The following is a 22,153-nucleotide window of genomic DNA, read 5'->3' as shown; positions in this document are numbered from 1 at the left end:
AATGCACCGCCCCTTTGGTCGCAGGCATGCTCCGGGCGGAGCCTTCAGATCGTGACCTGCGTCCCCACCTCGACCACGCGTCCGGTCGGGATATGAAAATAGTCGGTGGCGTCATTGGCCGAGCGGCTGAGCGCGATGAACAGCTTGTTCTGCCAGCGCGGCATCCCGGATTGCGCGGCGGGCTTCAGCGCACGCCGGGAGACGAAGAAGGAGGTCGTCATGATGTCGAATGCCCAGCCGAGCTTGCGGGCGAGCACCAGCGCTTTGGGCACGTTGGGCGACTCCATGAAGCCGAACCGCAGCCGCACCTTGCTGAACTTCTCGCTGACCTTCTCCAGATGCACGCGCTCGGACGGCCGCACCCGCGGGGTGTGGGCGGTCTCGATCGTCAGGATTACGTTGTGCTCGTGCAGCACCGTGTTGTGCTTGAGATTGTGCAGCAGCGCCGTCGGCACATAGTCCGGGTCGGACGTCAGGAAAACGGCGGTGCCTTTGACGACATGCGGCGGATGCCGCTCGAGACTATCGATCAGATCGTGGAACGGCACTTCGGAACGCCGGGTCTTGATCATCAGCATCGCGACGCCCTTGCGCCACGTCCAGATCACCACCGCCATCGACAGGCCGAACAGCAGCGGCACCCAGGCGCCGTCCAGCAGCTTCAGCAGATTGGCGCTGAAGAACATCGCATCCACTGCCACGAACGGCAGGATCAGCAACGCCGCGGCTGCCGGCCGCCAGCCCCACAGCTTCCAGACCACCACAAAGCCCATGATGCCGTCGGCCACCATGGTGGTCGACACCGCGATGCCGTAGGCCGAAGCGAGCCGGCTTGAGCTCTGAAATACCAGGACCAGGACCAGCACGCCGATCAGCAGCAGCGCGTTGACCCGCGGCAGATAGACCTGCCCTGCATGGTTTTCGGAGGTGTAGCGCACTTCGAAGCGCGGCAGCAGACCGAGCTGGACCGCTTGGCTGATCAGCGAGTATGCGCCGGTGATCACCGCTTGGCTGGCGATCACCGTCGCCAAGGTCGCCATTCCGACCAGCGGCAGGACGAAGCTGTCCGGCACCATCCGGTAGAACGGGTTTTCCAAAGCCGCCGGATTGGACAGCACCAGCGCGCCCTGGCCGAAATAATTGAGCAGCAGAGCCGGCAGCACGAAGCCGAGCCATCCGACCTGGATCGGCCGTCGGCCGAAATGCCCGAGATCCGCATACAGCGCCTCGCCGCCGGTCACGGCGAGGAAAACGGCGCCGAGCGTCACCAAGCCGATGGTGCCGTGGGTGAGCAGGAACTGCCCCGCGTACCAGGGATTGATCGCCGCCAGCACGGTTGGGTCGTCGTTGATGTGAGCCAGCCCCATCGCGGCAAGGATGCCGAACCAGACGAACATGACCGGACCGAATGCCCGCGCCACCTTGGCGGTGCCGCTGCTCTGCACACCGAACAGCACGACCAGGATCAGCAGCGTGAGCGGAACGACATAATGTTCGAGCGCCGGTGCGGCGATCTTCAGGCCCTCCACCGCGGACAGCACCGAGATCGCCGGCGTGATCATCGAGTCGCCGATGAACATCGAGGCGCCGATCACGCCGAGGGTGAGCAGCAGCACACTGCGCCGGCGCAGCGCGCGCTGGCCGAGAGCCATCAGCGACAGCGTGCCGCCCTCGCCATTGTTGTCGGCGCGCAGCAACAGCAGGACGTATTTCGCGGTGACGACGATCAGCAGCGCCCACAAGATCAGGGAGAGAACGCCGAGCACCATGACGCGGGTGGCGGGCTCGCTGCCGGCCGCGCCGGCGACCGCCTCACGGAAAGCGTAAAGCGGCGACGTACCGATGTCGCCGAACACCACGCCCATGCCACCCAAAGTCAGCGTCCAGAATCCGGCCGCCGCGGGAGCTTCTGGCGTCTGCTTCGATGCCTCAGTGAGGGCCATGGTCGCCGTAGAACGCTCGACCCCCGGAATTGATCCAAGCCGGGACTGTCTCGCAACTCGGCTTGAGTGTGCGGTCGGCGGGCGGCCGCCGTCAAGGCGGTGGACGCGACGACAGATTCCGGATTACGGCTTCAGCCCGGGCGGCAACGTCGGGCTTTCGCGCATCAGCGTGATGGTGACACGCCGGTTGGCGGCGATCGACGGATCTTCAGGAAACAGCGGCTGGGTGTCGGCCCTGCCGGTGACCGCGAAGAAGTGCGACATCGGCACCCCTTCCCGTTCGAGGATCTGCCGTACCGCGTTGGCGCGGTCTGACGAGAGATCGAAGCCATTGTAGTCGCTTCGTTGCGGCATCAGGCCGGCGGAGGTGTGGCCGGAGATCGTAATCCGCAGCGGCGTCGCCCGCAGCGGCCCCGCGAGCCGCTGCAGCAACCGCCGTGTACGTTCGAACGGGGCTTTCGAGCCATCCGCGAACATCGCCCGGCCGTCCTGATCCATGATCTCCAGATTGAGGCCCTGCTTGGTTTCCTCGAACATCACGTTCTTGGACAGTTCGGTGATTTCCGGCATGTCCTGCAAGGCCTGCCGCAAAGACGCCGACGCCAGCGCGAATTCGCGTTCTTCCTTGGTGTGAACGCCTTCGTCCTTGCTGACTTCACCAGGCGCCGGCTTGCTGGTCGAGAGCTCCGGATTGACGTGCTCGGTGTTCTTGACCTTGCCGCGCGTCGGCAAGCCGTCGTTCTCGATGATGCCGGAGTAGCGCGCGTCGGACTGGACGCCGAACGCTTCGCGCATCGAGCCGGCGACGACCTTTAGCTTGTCCTTGTCCTGAGTGGAGAACGCCGTCAGCATCACGAAGAACGCGAGCAGCAGCGCCATCAGGTCGGCGAAGGTCACGAACCAGCCGTGACCGCCGTGTGCCTCCTCCCGTTTTTTCTTGGCCATGGCTCGCGTTCCGGGCTGCGGTCGCCCCGACTAAGCGGGAACGCCCTCGTCCTCGGTGTGGCGATGCTTCTCCGGCAGATACGCGAGCAGCATTTCCCGGACCAGAGTCGGGCTCTTGGAGTCGCGGATCATCAGGATGCCGTCGATGATCAGCGTGCGGTTGGTGTCCTCGTCCACCAGCTTGGTGTGCAGCTTGTCGGCGATCGGCAGACAGATCAGGTTGGCCACCACCGCGCCATACAGCGTCGCCAGCAGCGCCACCGCCATGAACGGACCGAGCTTGGACGGGTCCTGCATGTTGGAGAACATCTGCACCATGCCGAGCAGCGTGCCGATCATGCCGAAGGCCGGCGCGCAGTCACCGATCGCGCGATAGATCTTCGAGCCTTCGTTCAGGTGCAGCAGGAAGTTGTCGCGATCGCGCTCGAGATTGTCGCGGATGAATTCGATGTCGTAGCCGTCGGCCACGTAGCGCACGCCCTTGGCCAGAAAGGGGTCGTCGGCCTCGACCTTCTCCAGCCCGACCGGACCGGACTTGCGCGCGATCTCGGCGATCCGGGCCAGCTCATCGACCAGATCGCGCGCCGAGAGGTTGCTGAGCGTGAAGGCGAATTTGGCGCCGAGCGGCAGGCCGTGCAGCATCGCGGAAAGCGGAAAACGGATCAGGGTCGCAGCGAAGGATCCGCCGAAAATCACGATCACCGCATGGATGTCGTAAAACATCCCGAAGTTGCCGCCCATCAGGATGAGCGAAGACACGACCGCGGCGCCCGCGACCAGGCCGAGTAGTGTGGCGATATCCATCTTGTACTCCGACACGCGCACATGCGCGCCAGTCCGGGCTGGCGGCGGCGCAGCACGTTCTGCGCTGCACGGAGTCACCGTAAGCAGCCGCCATTAAAGACGCGTAAAGGTTAAACGGGCAGCTGCCGACCGCAGGGGCGCCGGCGCGAGGCGTAGCAACCGGCGGATGGCGTCAACTCAACGCTAACCATCAGGGGACGCCAGTCGGCCATGACGACTAGCCCTATGTGCCCGAAGGATCAGATCAGTTCAGGCGGGTCGGCCGCTCGTCCTGCGCGGACGGCTCGGGCACCACCCGGGTCGGCTTCTTGGCCGTGGTCGAGGCGGCTGGCTGCGGCTCCTGGGCGGCGGCATTGCGCTTATGATCGCGATAGGAGCGCCAGCCGAGCGGCAGGCTGAGCAGGTACAACACCGAGCCGGCCGACAGCATGTGCCACGGGTAGCCGATCAGCAGAGCGATGAACAACACCACCGATACGAACACCGGCAGCACCATTTCGGGCGCCACCCGCAGTCGCACCGCCTTGCCGGAGAACACCGGCAGACGCGACACCATCAGGAACGCGATCAGCAGGGTGTACAGCGCGATCAGCACCGCTGGCGGGGTCGGGGCGCCGAGAAAGCCCATATACACCGGCAGCAGCACGGTGATGGCCCCGGCCGGCGCCGGCACGCCGGTGAAGAAATTCGCCGCGAAGGCAGGCTTGTTGGGGTCGTCCATGGTGGCGTTGAAGCGCGCCAGACGCAGGCCGCCGCTGATCGCGAAGATCATCGCGGCGATCCAGCCGACATTGCTCAGGAAATGCAGCTGCCAGAAATACAGGATCAGGCCGGGCGCGACGCCGAAATTGACGAAATCGGCCAGACTGTCGAGTTCGGCGCCGAATTTCGACTGGCCCTTGATCATCCGGGCGACGCGGCCGTCGATGCCGTCGAGCACGGCGGCGAACACGATGGCGGCGACCGCGAGTTCCATCCGGCCTTCCACCGCGAGCCGGATCGCGGTCAGACCGGCACAGATCGCCAGCAGGGTGATGACGTTGGGCACCAGCAGCCGCACCGGGATCGGGCCGAAGCGGCGCCGCGGCGTCTCGGGTGGGGTCTGATCGTAGTGCATCTGCATCGCCTCGCTTGCGCAGCCCGCAGGCTGCGCCGCCATCATGGCAGGCTTTGGGCCGTCGCTCCAGGCAGCGTCAATCGGCCCGGAAGGTGCGGCCGCCGTCGCCGAGGCTGATATCCGCCAGCACGGTCTCGCCGGCGATCGCGGTCTGCCCCTCGGACACTAGCGGCTTGGTGCCTTCCGGCAGGTAAACGTCGAGCCGCGAGCCGAACCGGATCAGGCCGAAGCGCTCGCCGACCGCCAACGGCTGCCCTTCGCGAACGAACGACACGATCCGGCGCGCGACCAGCCCGGCGATCTGGACCACGCCGATCTGGCCGGTCGGCGTCGAGATCACCAGCGAATTGCGCTCGTTGTCCTCGCTGGCCTTGTCGAGCTCGGCATTGATGAACTTGCCAGGCGAATAGATGATGCGCTCGACCCGGCCGGCGACCGGGCTACGGTTCACGTGGCAATTGAAGACACTCATAAAGATCGACACCCGCGGCAGCGGCTTGTCGCCGAGGCCGAGCGCGGGCGGCGGGATGATCTGCACCACCATCGACACGCGGCCGTCGGCGGGCGCCACAACCAACCCGTCACGGACCGGCGTGACCCGCACCGGATCGCGGAAGAACAGCGCGCACCAGATCGTCAGCACCACGCCGATCCAGCCGAGTGGTGCCCAGATCAAGAACAGGACGAGCGTCGCCAGCGCGAAGGCGGCGATGAACGGATAGCCTTCCCGATGGACCGGCGGGATCTGGGCGCGGACGGAATTGACGATGGACATGGAAGGTCCCCTAGCTTCGAAGACGACGGGCCGAATGCAGCGACACGATTACTCCGCCGCGGCCGAACTTGCCAGATCGTCGTCGAGCGCGGATGGCCGCGGCTGCGACTCGTCGTCGCCGATCATCGCCAGCCGCTCGCGCGCTTCCTCGGCCTCGCGCTGCCTATTCCACATGCTGGCGTAGAGCCCGCCGTGCTCGAGCAGCTGCGCGTGGCTGCCGCGCTCGGCGATCCGCCCCTGATCGATCACGATGATCTCGTCGGCCCCGACGATGGTCGAAAGCCGGTGCGCGATCACCAGCGAGGTACGATTCTTCGAAACGCGCTCGAGCGCCCCTTGGATTTCGTGCTCGGTATGGCTGTCGAGCGCCGACGTCGCTTCATCGAGCACCAGAATCGGCGGCGACTTGAGAACGGTTCGCGCAATCGCGACGCGCTGCTTCTCGCCGCCCGACAGCTTCAGCCCGCGCTCGCCGACTTCGGTTTCGTAGCCTTTCGGCGACGCCTTGATGAAGGCGTCGATCTGCGCGGTCTTGGCCGCCTCCTCCACCTCGGCGTCGGTCGCGTCCCAGCGGCCGTAGCGGATGTTGTAGCGGATGGTGTCGTTGAACAGCACGGTGTCCTGCGGCACCATGCCGATCGCCGACCGCAGCGACGTCTGCGTCACGTCGCGGATGTCCTGGCCGTCGATCCGGATCGCGCCGGACGACACGTCGTACAGCCGGAACAGTAGCCGGGAGATCGTCGACTTGCCGGCACCGGACGGGCCGACGATCGCCACCGTCTGGCCGGCCGGCACCTCGAAGCTGAGCCCCTTGAGGATCGGGCGCGACGGATCATAGGCGAAGCGGACGTCGTCGAACTGCACAGTGCCGTTGGTGACCAGCAGCGGCGTCGCGCCCGGCTTGTCCTTGACCTCCGGATTGCGCGACAGCACCGCGAACATCTTCTCGATGTCGATGATCGCCTGCTTGATCTCGCGATACACCATGCCCATGAAGTTCAGCGGCTGGTAGAGCTGAATCATCATCGCATTGATCATCACGAAATCGCCGACCGTGTTGGTGCCGTTGCGCACGCCGACGGCGCACATCAGCATGGTCGCGGTCAGGCCGAAGGTGAAGATCACCGCCTGCCCGGCGTTGAGCACCGCCAGCGACGTGTAGGTCGAGACGCTGGCGTCTTCGTAGCGCTGCATCGACTTGTCGTAGCGCTTGGCCTCGCGCTCCTCGGCGCCGAAATACTTCACGGTCTCGTAGTTGAGCAGCGAGTCGATCGCCTTCTGATTGGCGTCGCTGTCGGAATCGTTCATGCGGCGGCGGATGCCGATCCGCCACTCGGTCGCCTTGTAGGTGTAGAGCATGTAGAACACGACCGTGACCACCACGGCCGCGACGTAGCGCCAATCGAACTGCCACAGCAGCACCGCCATCACCAGCGACAGCTCGATGATGGTCGGCACCAGTTGCAGGATCACCATGCGAACGATGACTTCGATGCCGAGCCGGCCACGCTCCAGCACGCGCGTCAGCCCGCCGGTCTTGCGCTCCAGGTGAAAGCGCAGCGACAATTCGTGCATGTGGACGAAGGTGCGATAGGCTAGCTTGCGGACGGCATGCATCGCGACCTGGGCGAACATGCCGTCGCGCCACTGCGTCAGCACCGCCATCAGCACCCGGGTCAGGCCGTAACTCAGCGTCAGGGCCAGCGGCGAGGCTACCAGCCACAGCGTCCAGTTCGAACCTTCGACCGGTGCGGTGTCGGCGCCGGTCAACGCATCCGTCGCCCATTTGAACGTGAACGGCACGATCAGCGTCGCCGCCTTGGCGACGAGCAGCAGCAGCACTGACCAGACCACCCGCATCTTCAGATCGGCCCGGTCACCCGGCCAGATATACGGCCAGAGATGGACCAGGGTCGCGCCGAGGGTCGCCTTCTGGGCGACGGCGTCCTCCGGAGTTGCGACCGAAGGACCGCTCCGTGAGTGGGAATGTGGGTGAGCCATCAAGAGTGCCTGAAAAGGTCCGGGGCCACGAAAGCGGCGGCGGACAGGAAATGCGTCGGATGCGCTGTCATATAGTGTTTCGCCGCCCGCGTGCACCCTGACGGCGCATTTCATCGTGTCATAACAGGCTGTTGCGCTGCGCAATCCGGTCTTGTCTTGACGCTGTGATCTCGCGGTGCCACATCGCCCACCATGAGCGAGATCAAGACAGTCTGCGTCTATTGCGGCTCCGGGCCCGGCACCAACCCGCTTTTCATGGAAGCCGCACAGGCTTTCGGCAAGGAACTGGCAGAGGCCGGCATCCGGCTGGTCTATGGCGGCGGCGCGGTCGGCCTGATGGGAGCCGTCGCCAATGCGGTGCTCGATCATGGCGGCGCGGTCACCGGCATCATCCCCGGATTCTTACGCACCAAGGAAATCGCGCTCGCCCGCGTCCAGGACCTGATCGTCACCGAAGACATGCATGAGCGCAAGCGGCTGATGTTCGAGCACTCGGACGCCTTCGTGGCGCTGCCGGGCGGCATCGGCACGCTGGAAGAGCTGGTCGAGCAGATGACCTGGCAGCAGCTCGGCCGTCACCAGAAGCCGATCCTGATCGCCAATATCGACGGCTTCTGGGATCCACTGATGGCCTTGATCGACCACATGCGGGCCGCCGCCTTCATCCGGCCCAAGCTGGCCGTCGAAGTGCTGAAGGTCGACCGCGTTGCCGACATCCTGCCGAAGCTGCGTGCTGCCGCCGCGCCCGAGCAGGCCAAGGAAATGGCTCCCGAGGTCGCGCGCAAACTTTAAGCGTCAGATCAGCGCCTCGATCAGACGCGGGCCGCGCTGGTTCATCGCCGAGGCGTACTGCACCGCGAACTCCTCCGCCGTCGTGGCGCGGCTGGCTTCGACGCCGAGGCCTTCGGCGATCTTCGTCCAGTTCATTTCCGGATTGTGCAGATCCAGCATCGCCAGCGCGTTCGAGCCGGCACCGGAGGCGCCGACGCGCTGCAGCTCGACATTGAGAATTGCGTAAGAGCGGTTGGCGTAGATCACCACGGCGACGTCGAGCTTTTCGCGCGCCATCGTCCACAGCGCCTGCATCGTATAGGCGGCGCCACCGTCGCCATGTGGACAGATCACCTTGCGGTCCGGCGCGGCGAGCGCGGCGCCGATCGCCAGCGGAAGCCCCTGCCCGATCGAGCCGCCGGTCAGCGGCAGATGCGTATGCGGCCGGGCGCGCGGCAGCATCATTTGCAACGGCAGACCGGACGTATTCGCCTCCTCGGCATAGATCGCGTGATCGGGCGTGAGATGCGCAATCGCTTGCGCGACGCCGAGCGAGTTGAGTTTGCCCTTGGGCAATTCAGGCAGCGCCAGCGCCGTGCGTGCGGCCGGCTCGGCGGGCGCGTTGAGCGCATCGGCGAGGTCCTTCAGCGCCTGCGCGCCGTCCTGATGCGGCTGCGCCAGGTAATCGAACTGACAGCCGTCCGGCGCGCCCCAACTCGGCTTGCCCGGATAGGCGAAGAACGACACCGGCGGCTTGGCGCCGACCAAAATCAGTTGCTCGATATCCTTCAGGAACGCGGTGATCTGCTCGGCGAAATACGGAATCCGCTCCAGCGGCACGCGGCCGGCGCCGAGTTCGGTTTGCGGCGCGAAGGTGTCGCACAGCAGCCGGGCCTTGCACTTCGCCTGGATGCGGCCAGCGGCTTCCAGCCCCTCGGCCAGCAGCGCGCCACCGCGCAGCAGCAGCGCCGACTTCTTGCCGTTCGACAACAGCCGCGCGATGTCGTCCACCGTGTCGGCGTCCACCCGCGCCGCTTTGATATCGGGGAGCGGCAGCGCGGGCCGCGCCGCAGGATTCCAGGCGACGTCCGCCGGCATGATCAGCGTTGCGATGCCGCCCGGTGCGCTGCGCGCCGCCCGCACCGCCAGTGCCACGTCGCTCGCGACCGCTCCCGCGCTCTTCGATTCGTGAATCCAGTCCGACACCGGACTCGCGAAGCCGACGATGTCCGACGTCAGCGGGGCGTCGTATTGCAGATGATGGGTCGCATGATCGCCGACGATATTGACGATCGGCGTCGCCGCACGCTTGGCATTGTGCAGATTGGCGAGACCATTGGCGAGGCCGGGGCCGAGATGCAGCAGCGTCACCGCCGGCTTCCCGGCGATCCGGCCATAGCCATCCGCCGCGCCGGTCACCACGCCTTCGAACAGGCAAAGCACCGGCCGCAAACCAGTCACCGAGTCGAGCGCCGCAACAAAATGCATCTCGGAGGTGCCGGGATTGGCGAAGCAAACCTCGACGCCGCAATTCACCAGCGTCTGCACGACCGACTGCGCACCATTCAGGGTGTTGCTCACTGGCCCGTCTCCTATCCCGCATTCTCATTGATTGTTGTACGCATGGTGGCAGGCCCCATGCGCAATGACAACCGGGACGGCCGTCATTGCGAGGAGCCGAAGGCGACGAAGCAATCCAGCTTGGTGCTCGGAGCTGGATTGCTTCGCCTTCGGCTCGCAATGACGGGGATAGGGCCGTGGCGGAATTAGAGCGGCGCGTTGCTCTTGATAAGCTTGTAGACCACCGAGTCCATCAGCGCTTCGAACGACGCATCGATGATGTTCGGTGACACGCCGATCGTGGTCCAGCGCTCGCCGAGTTCGTCCTCGCTCTCGATCAGCACCCGAGTCACGGCCTCGGTACCGCCATTGAGGATACGGACACGATAATCGACCAGCTTCAGGCCCTCGATGTACTTCTGGTACTTGCCGAGGTCCTTGCGCAGCGCGACGTCGAGCGCGTTGACCGGACCGTTGCCTTCCGCGGCCGAAATCAGCGTCTCGCCGTCTACGACGACTTTAACCACCGCCATCGCCACCGTAACCCGCTTGCCGTGCGAATTGTAGCGCTGCTCGACATTCACGTCGAACTGCTCGACATGGAAGAACTCCGGCACCTTGCCGAGCACGCCACGCGCCAGCAGATCGAACGACGCGTTGGCCGACTCATACGCGTAACCGGCGGCTTCCCGCTCCTTCATCTTCTCGATCAGCCGGCCGAGCTTCGGATCGTCGCGATCGACCTGGATGGTGGTGCGCGCCAGCTCCGCCAGCACATTAGACTTGCCGGCCTGATCCGACACCAGCACCTTGCGGTGGTTGCCGACGGTCTCGGGCGCGACGTGCTCGTAAGTGTGCGGATCCTTCATCACCGCCGACGCATGGATGCCGGTCTTGGTGACGAAGGCGCTGCCGCCGACATAGGGCGCGTGCGTATCGGGCGCGCGGTCGAGAATGTTGTCGAGCGCGCGCGATACCTGCACCAGCGTGGCGAGCTTCTCGTCGGAGACGCCGATCTCGAACTTGTCGGCGAACTCCTTCTTCAGCTTCAGCGTCGGGATCATCGACACCAGATTGGCGTTGCCGCAGCGCTCGCCGAGCCCGTTCAGCGTGCCCTGGATCTGCCGCGCGCCGGCCCGCACTGCGGCGAACGAGTTCGCCACCGCCTGCTCGGTGTCGTTATGGGCGTGGATGCCGACATGCGTGCCGGGGATGCGCTTCACCACCTCGCCGACGATCGCTTCGATCTCGTCCGGCATGGTGCCGCCATTGGTGTCGCACAGCACGACCCAGCGTGCGCCGGATTGGTAAGCGGCCTCGGCGCATTGCAGCGCGAACGCCGGGTTCTCCTTGTAGCCGTCGAAGAAATGCTCGCAATCGACCAGCACCTCGCGGCCCTTGTCCTTCGCCAGCGCGACGCTGTCGCGGATCGAGGCGATATTCTCCTCGTTGGTGGTCTCGAGCGCGACGCGAACCTGATACTCGCTCGACTTCGCCACGTAGCAGATCGCGCCGGCCTTGGCTTCGAGCAGCAGCGCGACGCCCGGGTCGTTCGACGCCGATCGGCCCGGCCGGCGCGTCATGCCGAACGCCGCGAAGGTGGCGCGGCTGAGCTTCTGGTCCTCGGCGAAGAACTCGGTGTCGAGCGGATTGGCGCCGGGATAACCGCCCTCGACGTAATCGATGCCGAGGTCGTCGAGCAGGCCGGCGATCAGCTTCTTGTCGTGCAGCGTGAAGTCGACGCCGTTGGTCTGCGCGCCGTCGCGCAGCGTGGTGTCATAGAGATACAGACGTTCGCGACTCATTAATCCGCTCCCGGCGCCGCGGAGTCCGCCAGCGTCTTTTTCATCGAAGTATTGGCGAGCCATTCGCCATTGATGGTGACCGTGTTGCGCTGCGTCGCGACGTAACCGCGGCGCGTGAAGAATTCGGCAGCGTTGTCGCTGGCATCGACCGTCAGCGCCTGTGCGCCGCGCGCGCCGGCAAGCTTCTCCAGAGCGTCGATCAACGACGTCGCGACACCCCTCCGGGTGAAGTCCGGATGCACGTAGAGCATGTCGATGTGATCCGCGCCCTTCAGCGACGCGAAGCCGACCGGCGCGCCGCCCAGCGTCGCGATCAGCGTCAGCTGCGACGCGAGCCGCGCCGCGAACTTCGCATCGTCATCCGCCACCGAGGCCCACGCTTCACGCTGCGCCTCGCCGTAATCGTCCTCGGTGAGCTGCTCGATCGCCGCGATGAAGATCGCCGCCGCGATCTGGCCATCCTCGGGCAGATACGGCCGCAGGCCGGGCTTTTCCGTCGGGCTCATGACTCACCAGAATCCATAAAGCTTCAGCACCAGCGCCGTCGCGCCGCCGAGCAGCGCGATCTTCAAGGCGATGTAGTACAGCCAGTGCTTGGGAAACGGCGTGTCCGGCCGTCCAGTCGGTTTCGGGTCGGTCATCGGGCAAGCTCCCGCTGCGTCGTGAGTTTGAATCGTTGGGCACCGCCCCGAGCACCCGCAGCGCTAGCCGCGCTACGCTCCTTCTCGTTCGTCATTCCGGGATGCGCCCGCAGGGCGCAGGCCCGGAATCCATACCCCCTGACTTTGCTAGCGGAGTACGTGCGCCTGCCGAGACGCCAGGGGCTATGGATTCCGGGCTCGCGCTGCGCGCGCCCCGGAATGACGGGGTGAGGCAGTGCCTCGCCCCTCGAATTCTCAAGATGCGTGGACCTGTGCGGCGCAATTCCTCGCAGCCCCACACCCGACATTCCGGGATGCGCTGCGCCGGCAGCGCAGGCCCGGAATCCCGAAGTTGCGGCGGCGAGATTCCGGGCTCGCACGCTGCGCGTGCGCCCCGGAACGACTCCGCGGAGGTGGCTGCTCATCGCGCGATCTCCCAGGTCGTCACCGGCTTGCCGTCGGCGTCCTTGCCGTCCTTCAGCACCACACCCATCGCAGCGAGTTCGTCACGAATGCGGTCGGATTCTTTCCAGTCCTTGTTGGCGCGGGCGGCGGCGCGGGCCTCGATCAACCTATCGAATTTGGCGCGCAGGGCATCATCTACAGTAGTTTCATAGACAAACTCTTGCAGCGTCCGGTCCCAACTCATTCGCCTCAGTTCAAAGAAGTCAGCCGCGGCAGCCAACTTCTTCGCGGCCGCACTATCCCCGGCCCTTGCAGCTCTGGCCCATTGATGCATCTCGGCCACAACACGAGAGAAATTCAGATCATCGGCGAGACCATCAATCACCTCCTCAGGCGGCGGATAATCTCCCGGTATACCGGACAAGAAGTGGGGTGATATCGCAGCGTGCCATGAGCTGATGTTTTCAAACGACTCTTCGAGCGCTTGCGCAGTCCAATCGATCGGCGATCGATAGTGCGTCTTAAGCATCGTTAACCGAACAACTTCGCCCGGCCATTTGCGCCCCCCGAACTTCTCAGTCGCCAGTAACTCCCTGATCGTCACGAAATTCCCGAGGCTCTTCGACATCTTCTCGCCTTCGACCTGCAGGAAGCCGTTGTGCATCCAGGTCTGGGCCATGCGCGAGGTGTGGAAGGCGCAGCAGGTTTGGGCGACTTCGTTTTCGTGGTGCGGGAAGACGAGGTCGATGCCGCCGCCGTGGATGTCGAAGGTCTCGCCGAGATGTTTCCACGACATCGCCGAGCATTCGATATGCCAGCCCGGCCGTCCTTCGGTGGTGATACCTGCCGGCGACGGCCAGGACGGCTCGCCGGGCTTTGACGGCTTCCACAGTACGAAGTCGGTGGCATCGCGCTTGTAGGGCGCGACGTCGACGCGGGCACCGGCGATCATCTCGTCGAGCGTGCGATTGGCCAGCGCGCCGTAGCGCGGCAGCACGCCGTTTGCGGCGTTCATCGCCGCCGGCGAGAACAGCACGTGGTCCTGTTCGGCATAGGCGAAACCGCCCGCCACCAGCTTCTCGATGATCTGCCGCATCTCGGCGATGTGCTCGGTCGCGCGCGGCTCGACGGTCGGCCGCAGGCAGCCGAGCGCGTCGACATCGTCGTGAAACTGCTGCTCGGTCTTCTCGGTGACCTTGCGGATCGCCTCGTTCAGCGGCAGGCCGGGATAGTCACGCGCGGCGCGGTCGTTGATCTTGTCGTCGACGTCGGTGATGTTGCGGACGTATTTGACGTGGCTCTCGCCGTAGAGGTGCCGCAGCAGCCGGAACAGCACGTCGAACACGATCACCGGCCGGGCGTTGCCGATATGGGCGAAGTCGTAGACCGTCGGGCCGCAGACATACATCCGCACGTTGTGCGGATCGAGCGGCGCAAACTCGCGCTTCTGCTTGGTCAGCGTATCGTAAAGGCGCAAAGCCATGGATTCCCGTCCCCTGCGGCCGGGCGTCCAGTGATCTCATGAGAGAAAAGACGGCCTCAGCCAGCGTTGAGCTAGCTCGTAATCTCGCGGCAAATGCCACAAATCGAGAAAAGACCGTTCATTGCCGCACCATGGCCAGACGGCCGGGGCGCGTCAAGCCCGGCGAATGCCTGAGGGCGCGATGCCGGCCGATTTCGGCCATGATCGGCGCCTACCGACCGGGTGCCTTGGTTCCCCGCCATGGTTAACGATTCTTTACCACTTCCCGATTATAGATCGGGGGCTAGGCGCCCTCGCTCACCGGTGTCCCATGAAATTTCTTGCTGCTCTTCTGGCCTGCGCGGTGCTGCTGCCAGCGTCGGCCGCCATCGCCGACAGCCGCGTGTTCATCGTCGCCAATCAGCCGGACGGCTACGGCATCGACCGCTGCCTGGCCAAAAGCGAGAGCTGCGGCGCCCATGCGGCGCTGGCCTATTGCCAGGCACGGGATTTTGCCCAGGCGGTCGCCTATCGCCGGGTCGATCCCGACGAGATCACCGGCGCGGTGCCGAAGACCGTCGGCATGTCGTGCGCGCGGGGCGGCTGCGAAGAGTATGTGGCGATCACCTGCCAACGCTGAACTGCGCGCAAATGCGTGGGGTTTCGCCACAGAGAGGCCCCGGAAACGACGTGACGATGCCGCGAGAAGCCGGTAGAAGACCCGCAACCGTCGCGGCTTGAACGGATTGCCGGACGGCATCGATCGCGCGGATTTGCTGAGACGATTCGGCCGATCGCCGAGATCACCATCCGCCGGAATCCTTGAATGCCCGACCTCTTCGAGACCGCGAGTTTGTTGCGCCGCCGGTGGCTGACCGGCGCTGTTCTGATGGCGGCGGCGGCGCTGCCCTCCGCCGCGCTGGCGCAGCAAGGCTATCCGCCGCAGCAGGGCTATCAGCAGTCGCCCGGCGGCCAGCAGGGTGCGGTCAACCCGGTCTGCCCGCGGCTTGAAGCACAGCTCGCCGCGATCGACCGCGGCGGCGGCGATCCGGCCCGCGCCGACCAGATCCGGCGCTACGAAGATTCCGTCAACCGCCAGCAGGCCGAACTCGACCGCGTCACCATGCAGGCCAAGCGGATGGGCTGCGACAGCTCGGGCTTCTTCTCGCTGTTCAACGGCCAGTCGGCGCAGTGCGGGCCGGTCAACAACCAGATCCAGCAGATGCGCGGCAATCTCGATCAGATGACCTCGAGCCTCGAGCGGCTGCGCTCCGGCGGCCCGGGCGGGTCGGATCGCGACAACCAGCGCCGCTCGGTGCTGACCGCGCTGGCGCAGAACAATTGCGGCCCGCAATACGCCGCCGCCGCGCAGCAGGGCGGCGGAGGCTTCCTCAACAATCTGTTCGGCGGCAACGCCTCGCCGGCGCCGGGCGCCCCGGGTGCCCCGCTGCCCGATTTCAACACCGACACCGGCACCTTCCGCACCGTGTGCGTGCGCACCTGCGACGGCTATTACTTCCCGATCTCCTTCGCCACCACGCCGGCGCGCTTCGCCGACGACGAGAAGACCTGCAAGAGCCTGTGCCCGGCGTCCGATGCGGCGCTGTACGCCTATCGCAATCCCGGCCAGGACATGAACCAGGCGGTGTCGATCAACGGCCAGCCCTACACGTCGCTGCCCGCCGCCTTCCGCTATCGCCAGAGCTTCGATCCGGCGTGCTCGTGCAAGGCCGCCAATCAGAGCTGGGCCGACGCGCTGAAGGGCGTCGACGATACGTCGGCGCGCGAACACGGCGACATCATCGTCACCGAGGAGAGCGCCAAGCGCATGGCGCTGCCACCGGCGCAGCGCGCCAACGCCCGCAAGGGCGCGGCTCCGGCAGCGGCCAACGGCGCCGCGCAGCCGGATCCGGGCGCACCCGCGACCGACCCGAACAAGATCCGCACGGTCGGGCCGACCTTCCTGCCGAAGGCGCAGTAAGCCCGAGCCCTCGACACCACACCGCCCGCATAGCCCGTCCGGGCTATGGCTCCGCATCGCGCCCTGCTCCAGCCTGCAGCCTCTTTTGCGAGGTCGGAGGAGTTGCAGCATGCGGGTGATCGTTGTCGGCGGCGGCATTGCCGGATTGGGCGCGGCCGATCGGCTGCGCGACGACGGCCACGAGGTCGTGCTGCTCGAACAGGACAGCGAACCGGGCGGCCGCTGCCGCTCCGTACTGTGGCACGGGGTCTGGGCCGTTACCGGCGCGTTCGCGTTTCTCGGCGCCGAAACCAACCTCGCCGACCTCGCCCGCAAGCTCGGCATCGACCAGCCCGACGGCCTCGCCGACCTCACGGCCGCGCACCGCTGGAACGTGCTGGTCAAGCGCCAGCAGAACGTCGGCTTCGGCGCCTTCGATCTGATCAGTGCTGCCAAGCACCCGTTCATTCCCTTTGCAGAGAAGGCACGGCTGCTCGCGACGCTGCCCAAGCTGGGCCAGATCGCCATCACCGGCGATCCGCGCGATATCACCAGCGCGGCCGCGTTCGACGACGTCAACGCCTGCGAATACTTCCGCCGCTTCTCGCCAACCTTCGTCGATTACTTCCTCGAGCCCTGCGTCGCGATGTTCTGCGGCTATGGCGAGGACGATTTCTCGCTGGCCTGGACGGCCTGGAGCACGGCCGGACGGCTGTCGTGGTCGGGCGATCAGATCTGGAGCTTCAAGGAGCGCGGCGCCGGCCGGCTCACCTGGGAGCTCGGCCGCAGCCTCGCAGCCGATCAGCGCGTCGATCTTCGGCTCGGCGCCAGCGTCGCCGAAGTGCGCCCGCATGCCGACGGCGTCGAGGTCGACGTCGTGCACGACGGCCGCAGCGAGACCGTTCGGGGCGACGCGGTGGTGATGGCGGTCCCGGGCAACAAGGTGTCGGCGCTGATGCCCGGCCTCGACGCCGAGCGGCGCAGCTTCTTCGACGGAGTCGACTACGCCGGCCATCACATCGTGTACTACCTGCTCGACCGTCCGAAGGACGACCTGCTCGACACCTATGTGCTGCCCGCGGCCGACGGCTTCCGCCGGACCGGCAATCTGCGCTTCACCGACATGGGCAACGGCACCACCTTCGCGCATTCGCAATGGAAGGATTGGGGCTGCCGACAGCACGCCGGCGCCAGCACCGCGGAGCTGCTCACCATCGCCTGGAGCGACGTCGGCGATGCCCTGCCCCAGCTCGCCGAGACAAGGGTGATCGACAGCTTTGTCTCGCGCCAGCCGGATGCGATCTGCAAGCGGCCGAAGGGCTACATCCGCGGCCTGCGCCGCTTCCTCGATCTCGGACCGATGCCGCGCGTCGCGTTCTGTGGGGACTATCTGACCAACAGCACGGTCGGCCAGGCGCATTGGTCGGGACTGAAGGCCGCGGAAGACCTCATCGCCCGCGGCGATTAGCTGCCGCCTTTCGCGCGGCTGCGCGATCCGAGCAGCGCGCTCAGCTCGGTGCGATTGCGCGTGCCGGTCTTGTCCAGCACCGCGCGAATCTGGTTCTTGATCGTCCACGGACTGATGTCGAGCATCCGGGCAATCGCCTTGTTGGAATGGCCTGCCGCAGCGAGCCGGGCGACTTCGCTCTCGCGCTTGGTGAGTGCGTGCAGCGGATCGTCGCCGGTCGACGGCTCCACCGCCGCGCAGCGCGTCGTGACGCCGCCAAACGCCATTTCCAGCAGCGGCCGCAGCGACAGCGCCAGAACGCGGTCGCGCTCGTCGAAATCGCCGCGACCAGCGTCGCGCACCAGGCTCAGCGCACCGACGATCCGGCGGCGATCGCGTAGCGCCAATGTCAGCACGAAGGCCGCGCCGCAATCGGTCAGCAGCGGCTCGTCGGGCAGCGCCGCCCGGCGCAATTCGGACAACCGCGCCACGCCGTGTTCCTCCGCGTGGGCAGCGCCGTCAAGCCAGCTCCGGATCGGATCGCGGGCGCGGACTTCGGCGCAATAATGCGCCTCGCACCAGGACGGCCAGTTGATGAAGTGCATCCGGCCGGGGCCGCCGCTATGCCGATCGGAGAACACCGCACGGCTCGCACCGAACACAGGCCGCAGCGACCGTAGCGCAGCCTCGGCGAAGGCCGCGGGCGTGGCAGGGTGGGACAGATCGGGAGCCAGTGCTGAAGGATCGTGGATCGGCATTCGCGGCTCGCTGTTAGTTGCCCGTTCGGTGCCGTGAGGAGACGGCCCGCCGTTTCGCGGCGCGACCATCAAACCGAGTTGCGGCGAGCTGCGCAAGACTGCGGCCGGAGATCGACCGCCGCGCAGCGGCCCCCGCGAGGGCGATCTGGATGGTCGGCGAGCCGACTGCGGAGCCGAGAACGAGTCGCAAATGCCGCGATTGGGGTCTGAAAAACCTTGCGGCAAACCTGTGGCACCGCATCGCGACGGCAGAATCCGTTGCGGCGAAACCGTGTCCTTCGCCACATTCCGGATCAGAGGTACTTCCATCGATCCACCACCGAAGCGCCGACCTTCGGCCGCATTCGGCGCCGGCTGTCCGGACCAGTTCTGCGATGCATTCGCAGTCCAGGATGCCCCCATGGCCAGCAGCGATCGAGCCCGCTCGTGATGCGCACGTTCGTCATGGCCGTCCGCATCTGGACAGCAGCGCAACTCATCCACTCCCTCGTCCTCAAGCGCCTCGTACGATCCCAAGGTTGGGTGGCGTCGCGGAATCGAACACACTCGCTCGACGAACGCCCCCCTTGATCATCGAGGTCGGGAGATGTGCATTGCTTGTGACTGGGCCAACTTCCGCAACCTGCTGAAGATCGATAGTACGCTGCAGCTGACGGAGCCGACGCGGCGCGGCCTGTTGCAGGCCGGAGCGGCGTTCGCGGCGGTCGGCGTGACCGACGCGATGCCGGCGCGCGCCGTCGCGGCTGATAGCAAAGCCGATCTCGTCTTCCGCAACGGCCCGGTCTACACCGTGAGCCGCGGCCCTGAATGGGCGCGCGCCGTGGCGGTCCGGGCCGACTCCATCGTCTATGTCGGCGACGATGCCGGCGTGACACGCTTCATCGGGCCGAACACGCGCGTCGTCGATCTTGCCGGCAGGCTGCTGTTGCCCGGCTTCGTCGAGGGCCATATCCATCCGATCTCCGGCGCAGCGATCACCAGCGGCGTCGACCTGCAATACGACACGCGGGACGAAACGCTCGCGGCGCTCGCAGCGTATCGCGCAAAGCTCGGCGACGCCGACGTGATCCGCGGCTTCGGCTGGCGCTACAATGCATTTCCGGCCAGCGGCCCACGCAAGCAGGATCTCGACGCGCTGTGGCCGGACACGCCGGTGATCCTGAGTGCGATCGACGGCCATTGCGCCTGGGTGAATTCCAAGGCTCTGGCGCTGGCCGGGATCACTACCACGACCGCAGATCCCCTGCCCGGTTTCAGTTACTTCCAGCGCGACCCGGCATCGGGCGAGCCAACCGGCTATGCGGTCGAAGTGCCGGCGATGATCGTCATCCTCAACGCCGCCGCGCCGTTCACCGGCACGTACCTGGCGCAGTCGCTCGGCGACTGGCTGCCCAAAGCCTCCGCGGCCGGCATCACCACCGTATTCGACGCGGGCATGCAGGTGCTGCCGGAAGCGGCGGGCTTTCAGCTCTATCAAGACTTCGAGCAGCGCGGGCTGCTGCCGTTCCGCGTCGTCGGATCGACCTATCACAACGATCCGGCGATCGATCCGATTCCGCTCATCAAGGAACTCCGCGGCCGCTTCCATTCCGAATTGGTCCAGGCGTCGGTGCTCAAGCTCAACATCGATGGCGGCGAGGCGCAGCGTACCTCGGCGATGCTGGCGCCCTACGACGACGATCCGTCGCGCAGCGGCGACACGCTGCTGCCGCCGGACCTGTTCAAGGACATCGTGCTGCGCGCCGACCGCGACGGCCTCGACATTCACGTGCATTGCTGCGGCGACCGCGGCGCGCGGCTGTGCCTCGACGCCTTCGAAGCGGCCATCAAGGCCAATCCGCCGCGCCAGCGTCGGCACACGGTCTGCCATCTGGTCGTCGTCGCGCCGGAAGATCTGCCGCGCTTCGCCGCGCTCGGCGTCACGGCGGAGTTCTCGGCGCAATGGGCGGTGCCGGATGCCTATTGGCGCCAGGTGCTGAGGACGCGGCTCGGCGCCCGCGCCGACGCGATCTATCGGATCGGCTCGATCCTGCGCCACGGCGCCAACGTCTCGCTCGGCACCGACTGGCCCGCCGCCGGCTATTACAGCACATACAAACCGCTGGAGGCGATCGAGATCGCCATTACGCGGCGCGAGCTGAACAAGCCGGAGCAGCCGCTACTCCTGCCGGCCGACGAGCGCATCAGCCTCGCTGAGGCGCTGCGCGCCGCCACCATGGGGGCCGCGTATCAGCTCGGCCTGGACGCCAAAATCGGCTCGATCGAAGTCGGCAAGAAAGCCGATCTCGTCGTGCTCGAGCGCAATCTGTTCGAGGTCGCGCCGCACGAGATCCACACCGTCCCGGTGCTGCTGACGCTGATGGACGGCAAGGTCCGGCACGACAAGTTGTCGGGATAAGCAAAAGGTCGCGCAGCGCCGCCTTGCTGCCGAGCCAAGTCGCATGACCGCAAAGTGTGAGCTCTAGGAACCCGTGCGTGCGGTGCCGGTTGCCGCCGCTGAAGCCAGGCAATCCGGGAGAGCATCATGAAGGCCGTCGTGTATCATGGACAAGGCGACATCCGGCTCGACGACGTTCCCGAGCCGACGATCCAGGAACCGACCGACGCCATCGTGCGGCTGACCGCGTCGGCGATCTGCGGCACCGACCTGCACTTCGTCCGTGGGTCGTTCTCGGGCATGGAGCCGGGCACGATTCTCGGCCACGAGGGCGTCGGCATCGTCGAACAAGTCGGCGACATGGTCCGCAATTTTCGTCCCGGCGATCGGGTCGTGATCGGCTCGACCATCGGCTGCGGCAGTTGCTCGTATTGCCGGGCCGGTTACTTCGCGCAATGCGACAACGCCAATCCCAACGGCAAGCGCGCCGGCACGGCGTTCTTCGGCGGCCCCGGCCCGACCGGACCGTGGAACGGACTGCAGGCCGAGAAAGCGCGGATCCCGTTCGCGCACGTCACCATGGTGAAGATCCCCGACAACGTCACCGACGATCAGGCGATCACCATCTCCGATATTTTTCCGACCGGGTGGTTCGGCGCGGATATCGCCGATATTCACGAAGGCTCGACCGTCGCCGTGTTCGGCTGCGGACCGGTCGGCCAGTTCGTCATCGCCAGCGCGCGGCTGATGGGGGCGGGCCGCATCATCGCGGTCGATCACCTGCCCGACCGGCTGGACAGGGCGCAGCGGCAAGGCGCCGAGATCGTCGACTTCGACAAGGAAGATCCGGTGAAGACCATCGTGGCGATGACCGGCGGCATCGGCGTCGATCGCGCCATCGATGCGGTTGGTGTCGACGCCGAGCACGCCCATCACGGCCCAGCCGCCTCGACCGGCACGCGCGCCGGCGAAGCGATCAAGTCGGTCGCCAGCGCCGTCACACCGGACGCGGTGAAATCGCGCAAGCACAGCTACAAGCCGGGCGATGCGCCGGAGCAGGCGCTCGACTGGGCCGTGCAGGCGCTGGCCAAGGCCGGCACGCTGTCGATCATCGGCGTCTATCCGCCGACCAAGCGGACCTTCCCGATCGGCGAGGCGATGAACAAGAATCTCACCATCAAGATGGGCAACTGTAATCACCGCAAGTACATCCCGCATCTGCTCGACCTCGTCGCCTCCGGCGCGATCGACCCGCAGCAACTCCTGACCAAGCACGAGCCGCTCGGTTCGGTGATCGAGGCCTATGAGGCGTTCGACTCGCGCAAGCCCGGCTGGCTGAAGGTGGAACTCAAGCCGGTGGCGTGACGTCGAAGCTGCGG

18 protein-coding genes are annotated in these 22,153 nt (G+C 66.1%); 6 read left to right on the top strand and 12 right to left on the bottom strand.

Annotated features, from left to right (window positions below):
- Positions 1-44: 44 nt before the first annotated feature.
- The 6 genes from IP86_RS15705 to IP86_RS15680 all read right to left on the bottom strand — a co-directional run bounded on the left by IP86_RS15705 (position 45) and on the right by IP86_RS15680 (position 7,588).
- Positions 45-1,943, bottom strand: coding sequence for a potassium transporter Kup (locus tag IP86_RS15705; protein WP_054163471.1), 1,899 nt, complete (start codon positions 1,941-1,943; stop codon positions 45-47).
- Positions 1,944-2,066: 123 nt separating this feature from the next.
- A complete protein-coding gene (locus IP86_RS15700; protein WP_054163470.1) occupies positions 2,067-2,888 on the bottom strand; it encodes an OmpA/MotB family protein in 822 nt (273 codons plus the stop codon).
- A gap of 30 nt (positions 2,889-2,918) precedes the next feature.
- Positions 2,919-3,692: a motility protein A gene (locus IP86_RS15695; RefSeq protein WP_054163489.1), complete on the bottom strand. Its 774-nt coding sequence runs from the start codon at positions 3,690-3,692 to the stop codon at positions 2,919-2,921.
- A gap of 244 nt (positions 3,693-3,936) precedes the next feature.
- A complete protein-coding gene (pssA, locus tag IP86_RS15690) occupies positions 3,937-4,809 on the bottom strand; it encodes a CDP-diacylglycerol--serine O-phosphatidyltransferase (protein WP_054163488.1) in 873 nt (290 codons plus the stop codon).
- Between the two features lie 76 nt (positions 4,810-4,885).
- Positions 4,886-5,584, bottom strand: a complete 699-nt coding sequence (locus tag IP86_RS15685) for a phosphatidylserine decarboxylase (RefSeq protein ID WP_054163469.1) — start codon at positions 5,582-5,584, stop codon at positions 4,886-4,888.
- A 48-nt stretch (positions 5,585-5,632) separates the two neighbouring features.
- Positions 5,633-7,588, bottom strand: coding sequence for an ABCB family ABC transporter ATP-binding protein/permease (locus IP86_RS15680; protein WP_054163468.1), 1,956 nt, complete (start codon positions 7,586-7,588; stop codon positions 5,633-5,635).
- A gap of 192 nt (positions 7,589-7,780) precedes the next feature.
- On the opposite strand from IP86_RS15680, the gene IP86_RS15675 reads away from it, so the two are divergent.
- On the top strand, positions 7,781-8,380 hold the full coding sequence (locus IP86_RS15675) for an LOG family protein (protein ID WP_054163467.1): 600 nt from the start codon (positions 7,781-7,783) through the stop codon (positions 8,378-8,380).
- 3 nt (positions 8,381-8,383) lie between these two features.
- On the opposite strand, the gene IP86_RS15670 is transcribed toward IP86_RS15675, so the two are convergent.
- The 5 genes from IP86_RS15670 to cysS all read right to left on the bottom strand — a co-directional run bounded on the left by IP86_RS15670 (position 8,384) and on the right by cysS (position 14,253).
- On the bottom strand, positions 8,384-9,940 hold the full coding sequence (locus IP86_RS15670) for an acetolactate synthase large subunit (protein ID WP_054163466.1): 1,557 nt from the start codon (positions 9,938-9,940) through the stop codon (positions 8,384-8,386).
- A gap of 185 nt (positions 9,941-10,125) precedes the next feature.
- Positions 10,126-11,724, bottom strand: coding sequence for a citramalate synthase (gene cimA, locus IP86_RS15665; RefSeq protein WP_054163465.1), 1,599 nt, complete (start codon positions 11,722-11,724; stop codon positions 10,126-10,128).
- On the bottom strand, positions 11,724-12,230 hold the full coding sequence (locus IP86_RS15660; protein WP_054163464.1) for a GNAT family N-acetyltransferase: 507 nt from the start codon (positions 12,228-12,230) through the stop codon (positions 11,724-11,726). Before IP86_RS15660 ends, cimA begins: the two co-directional genes overlap by 1 nt.
- Before the next feature lie 3 nt (positions 12,231-12,233).
- The gene (locus IP86_RS29610) at positions 12,234-12,365 is read right to left on the bottom strand and encodes a hypothetical protein (protein ID WP_283804782.1); all 132 of its coding nucleotides are present in this window, start codon (positions 12,363-12,365) and stop codon (positions 12,234-12,236) included.
- A gap of 421 nt (positions 12,366-12,786) precedes the next feature.
- Complete coding sequence (gene cysS, locus IP86_RS15655) at positions 12,787-14,253, bottom strand: cysteine--tRNA ligase (protein WP_054163463.1); 1,467 nt, start codon at positions 14,251-14,253, stop codon at positions 12,787-12,789.
- A gap of 310 nt (positions 14,254-14,563) precedes the next feature.
- Here cysS and IP86_RS15650 point away from each other — a divergent pair, with 310 nt between their 5' ends.
- The 3 genes from IP86_RS15650 to IP86_RS15640 all read left to right on the top strand — a co-directional run bounded on the left by IP86_RS15650 (position 14,564) and on the right by IP86_RS15640 (position 17,660).
- Positions 14,564-14,872: a hypothetical protein gene (locus tag IP86_RS15650; protein WP_054163462.1), complete on the top strand. Its 309-nt coding sequence runs from the start codon at positions 14,564-14,566 to the stop codon at positions 14,870-14,872.
- 186 nt (positions 14,873-15,058) lie between these two features.
- Positions 15,059-16,213 (top strand): DUF2865 domain-containing protein, encoded by a 1,155-nt coding sequence (locus tag IP86_RS15645; RefSeq protein WP_054163461.1) that lies wholly within the window; start codon positions 15,059-15,061, stop codon positions 16,211-16,213.
- A gap of 109 nt (positions 16,214-16,322) precedes the next feature.
- On the top strand, positions 16,323-17,660 hold the full coding sequence (locus IP86_RS15640) for an FAD-dependent oxidoreductase (protein ID WP_054163460.1): 1,338 nt from the start codon (positions 16,323-16,325) through the stop codon (positions 17,658-17,660).
- On the opposite strand, the gene IP86_RS15635 is transcribed toward IP86_RS15640, so the two are convergent.
- Positions 17,657-18,397, bottom strand: a complete 741-nt coding sequence (locus IP86_RS15635) for a helix-turn-helix transcriptional regulator (RefSeq protein WP_054163459.1) — start codon at positions 18,395-18,397, stop codon at positions 17,657-17,659. The genes IP86_RS15640 and IP86_RS15635 overlap by 4 nt on opposite strands.
- A 586-nt stretch (positions 18,398-18,983) precedes the next feature.
- Here IP86_RS15635 and IP86_RS15630 point away from each other — a divergent pair.
- Positions 18,984-20,795, top strand: a complete 1,812-nt coding sequence (locus tag IP86_RS15630) for an amidohydrolase (protein ID WP_054163458.1) — start codon at positions 18,984-18,986, stop codon at positions 20,793-20,795.
- 126 nt (positions 20,796-20,921) lie between these two features.
- Positions 20,922-22,139 (top strand): zinc-dependent alcohol dehydrogenase, encoded by a 1,218-nt coding sequence (locus IP86_RS15625; protein ID WP_054163457.1) that lies wholly within the window; start codon positions 20,922-20,924, stop codon positions 22,137-22,139.
- The last annotated feature ends 14 nt before the right edge of the window (positions 22,140-22,153 follow it).

The organism is Rhodopseudomonas sp. AAP120, assembly GCF_001295845.1.
GTDB lineage: Bacteria > Pseudomonadota > Alphaproteobacteria > Rhizobiales > Xanthobacteraceae > Rhodopseudomonas.
This window is presented reverse-complemented; position numbering and strand designations above follow the sequence as displayed.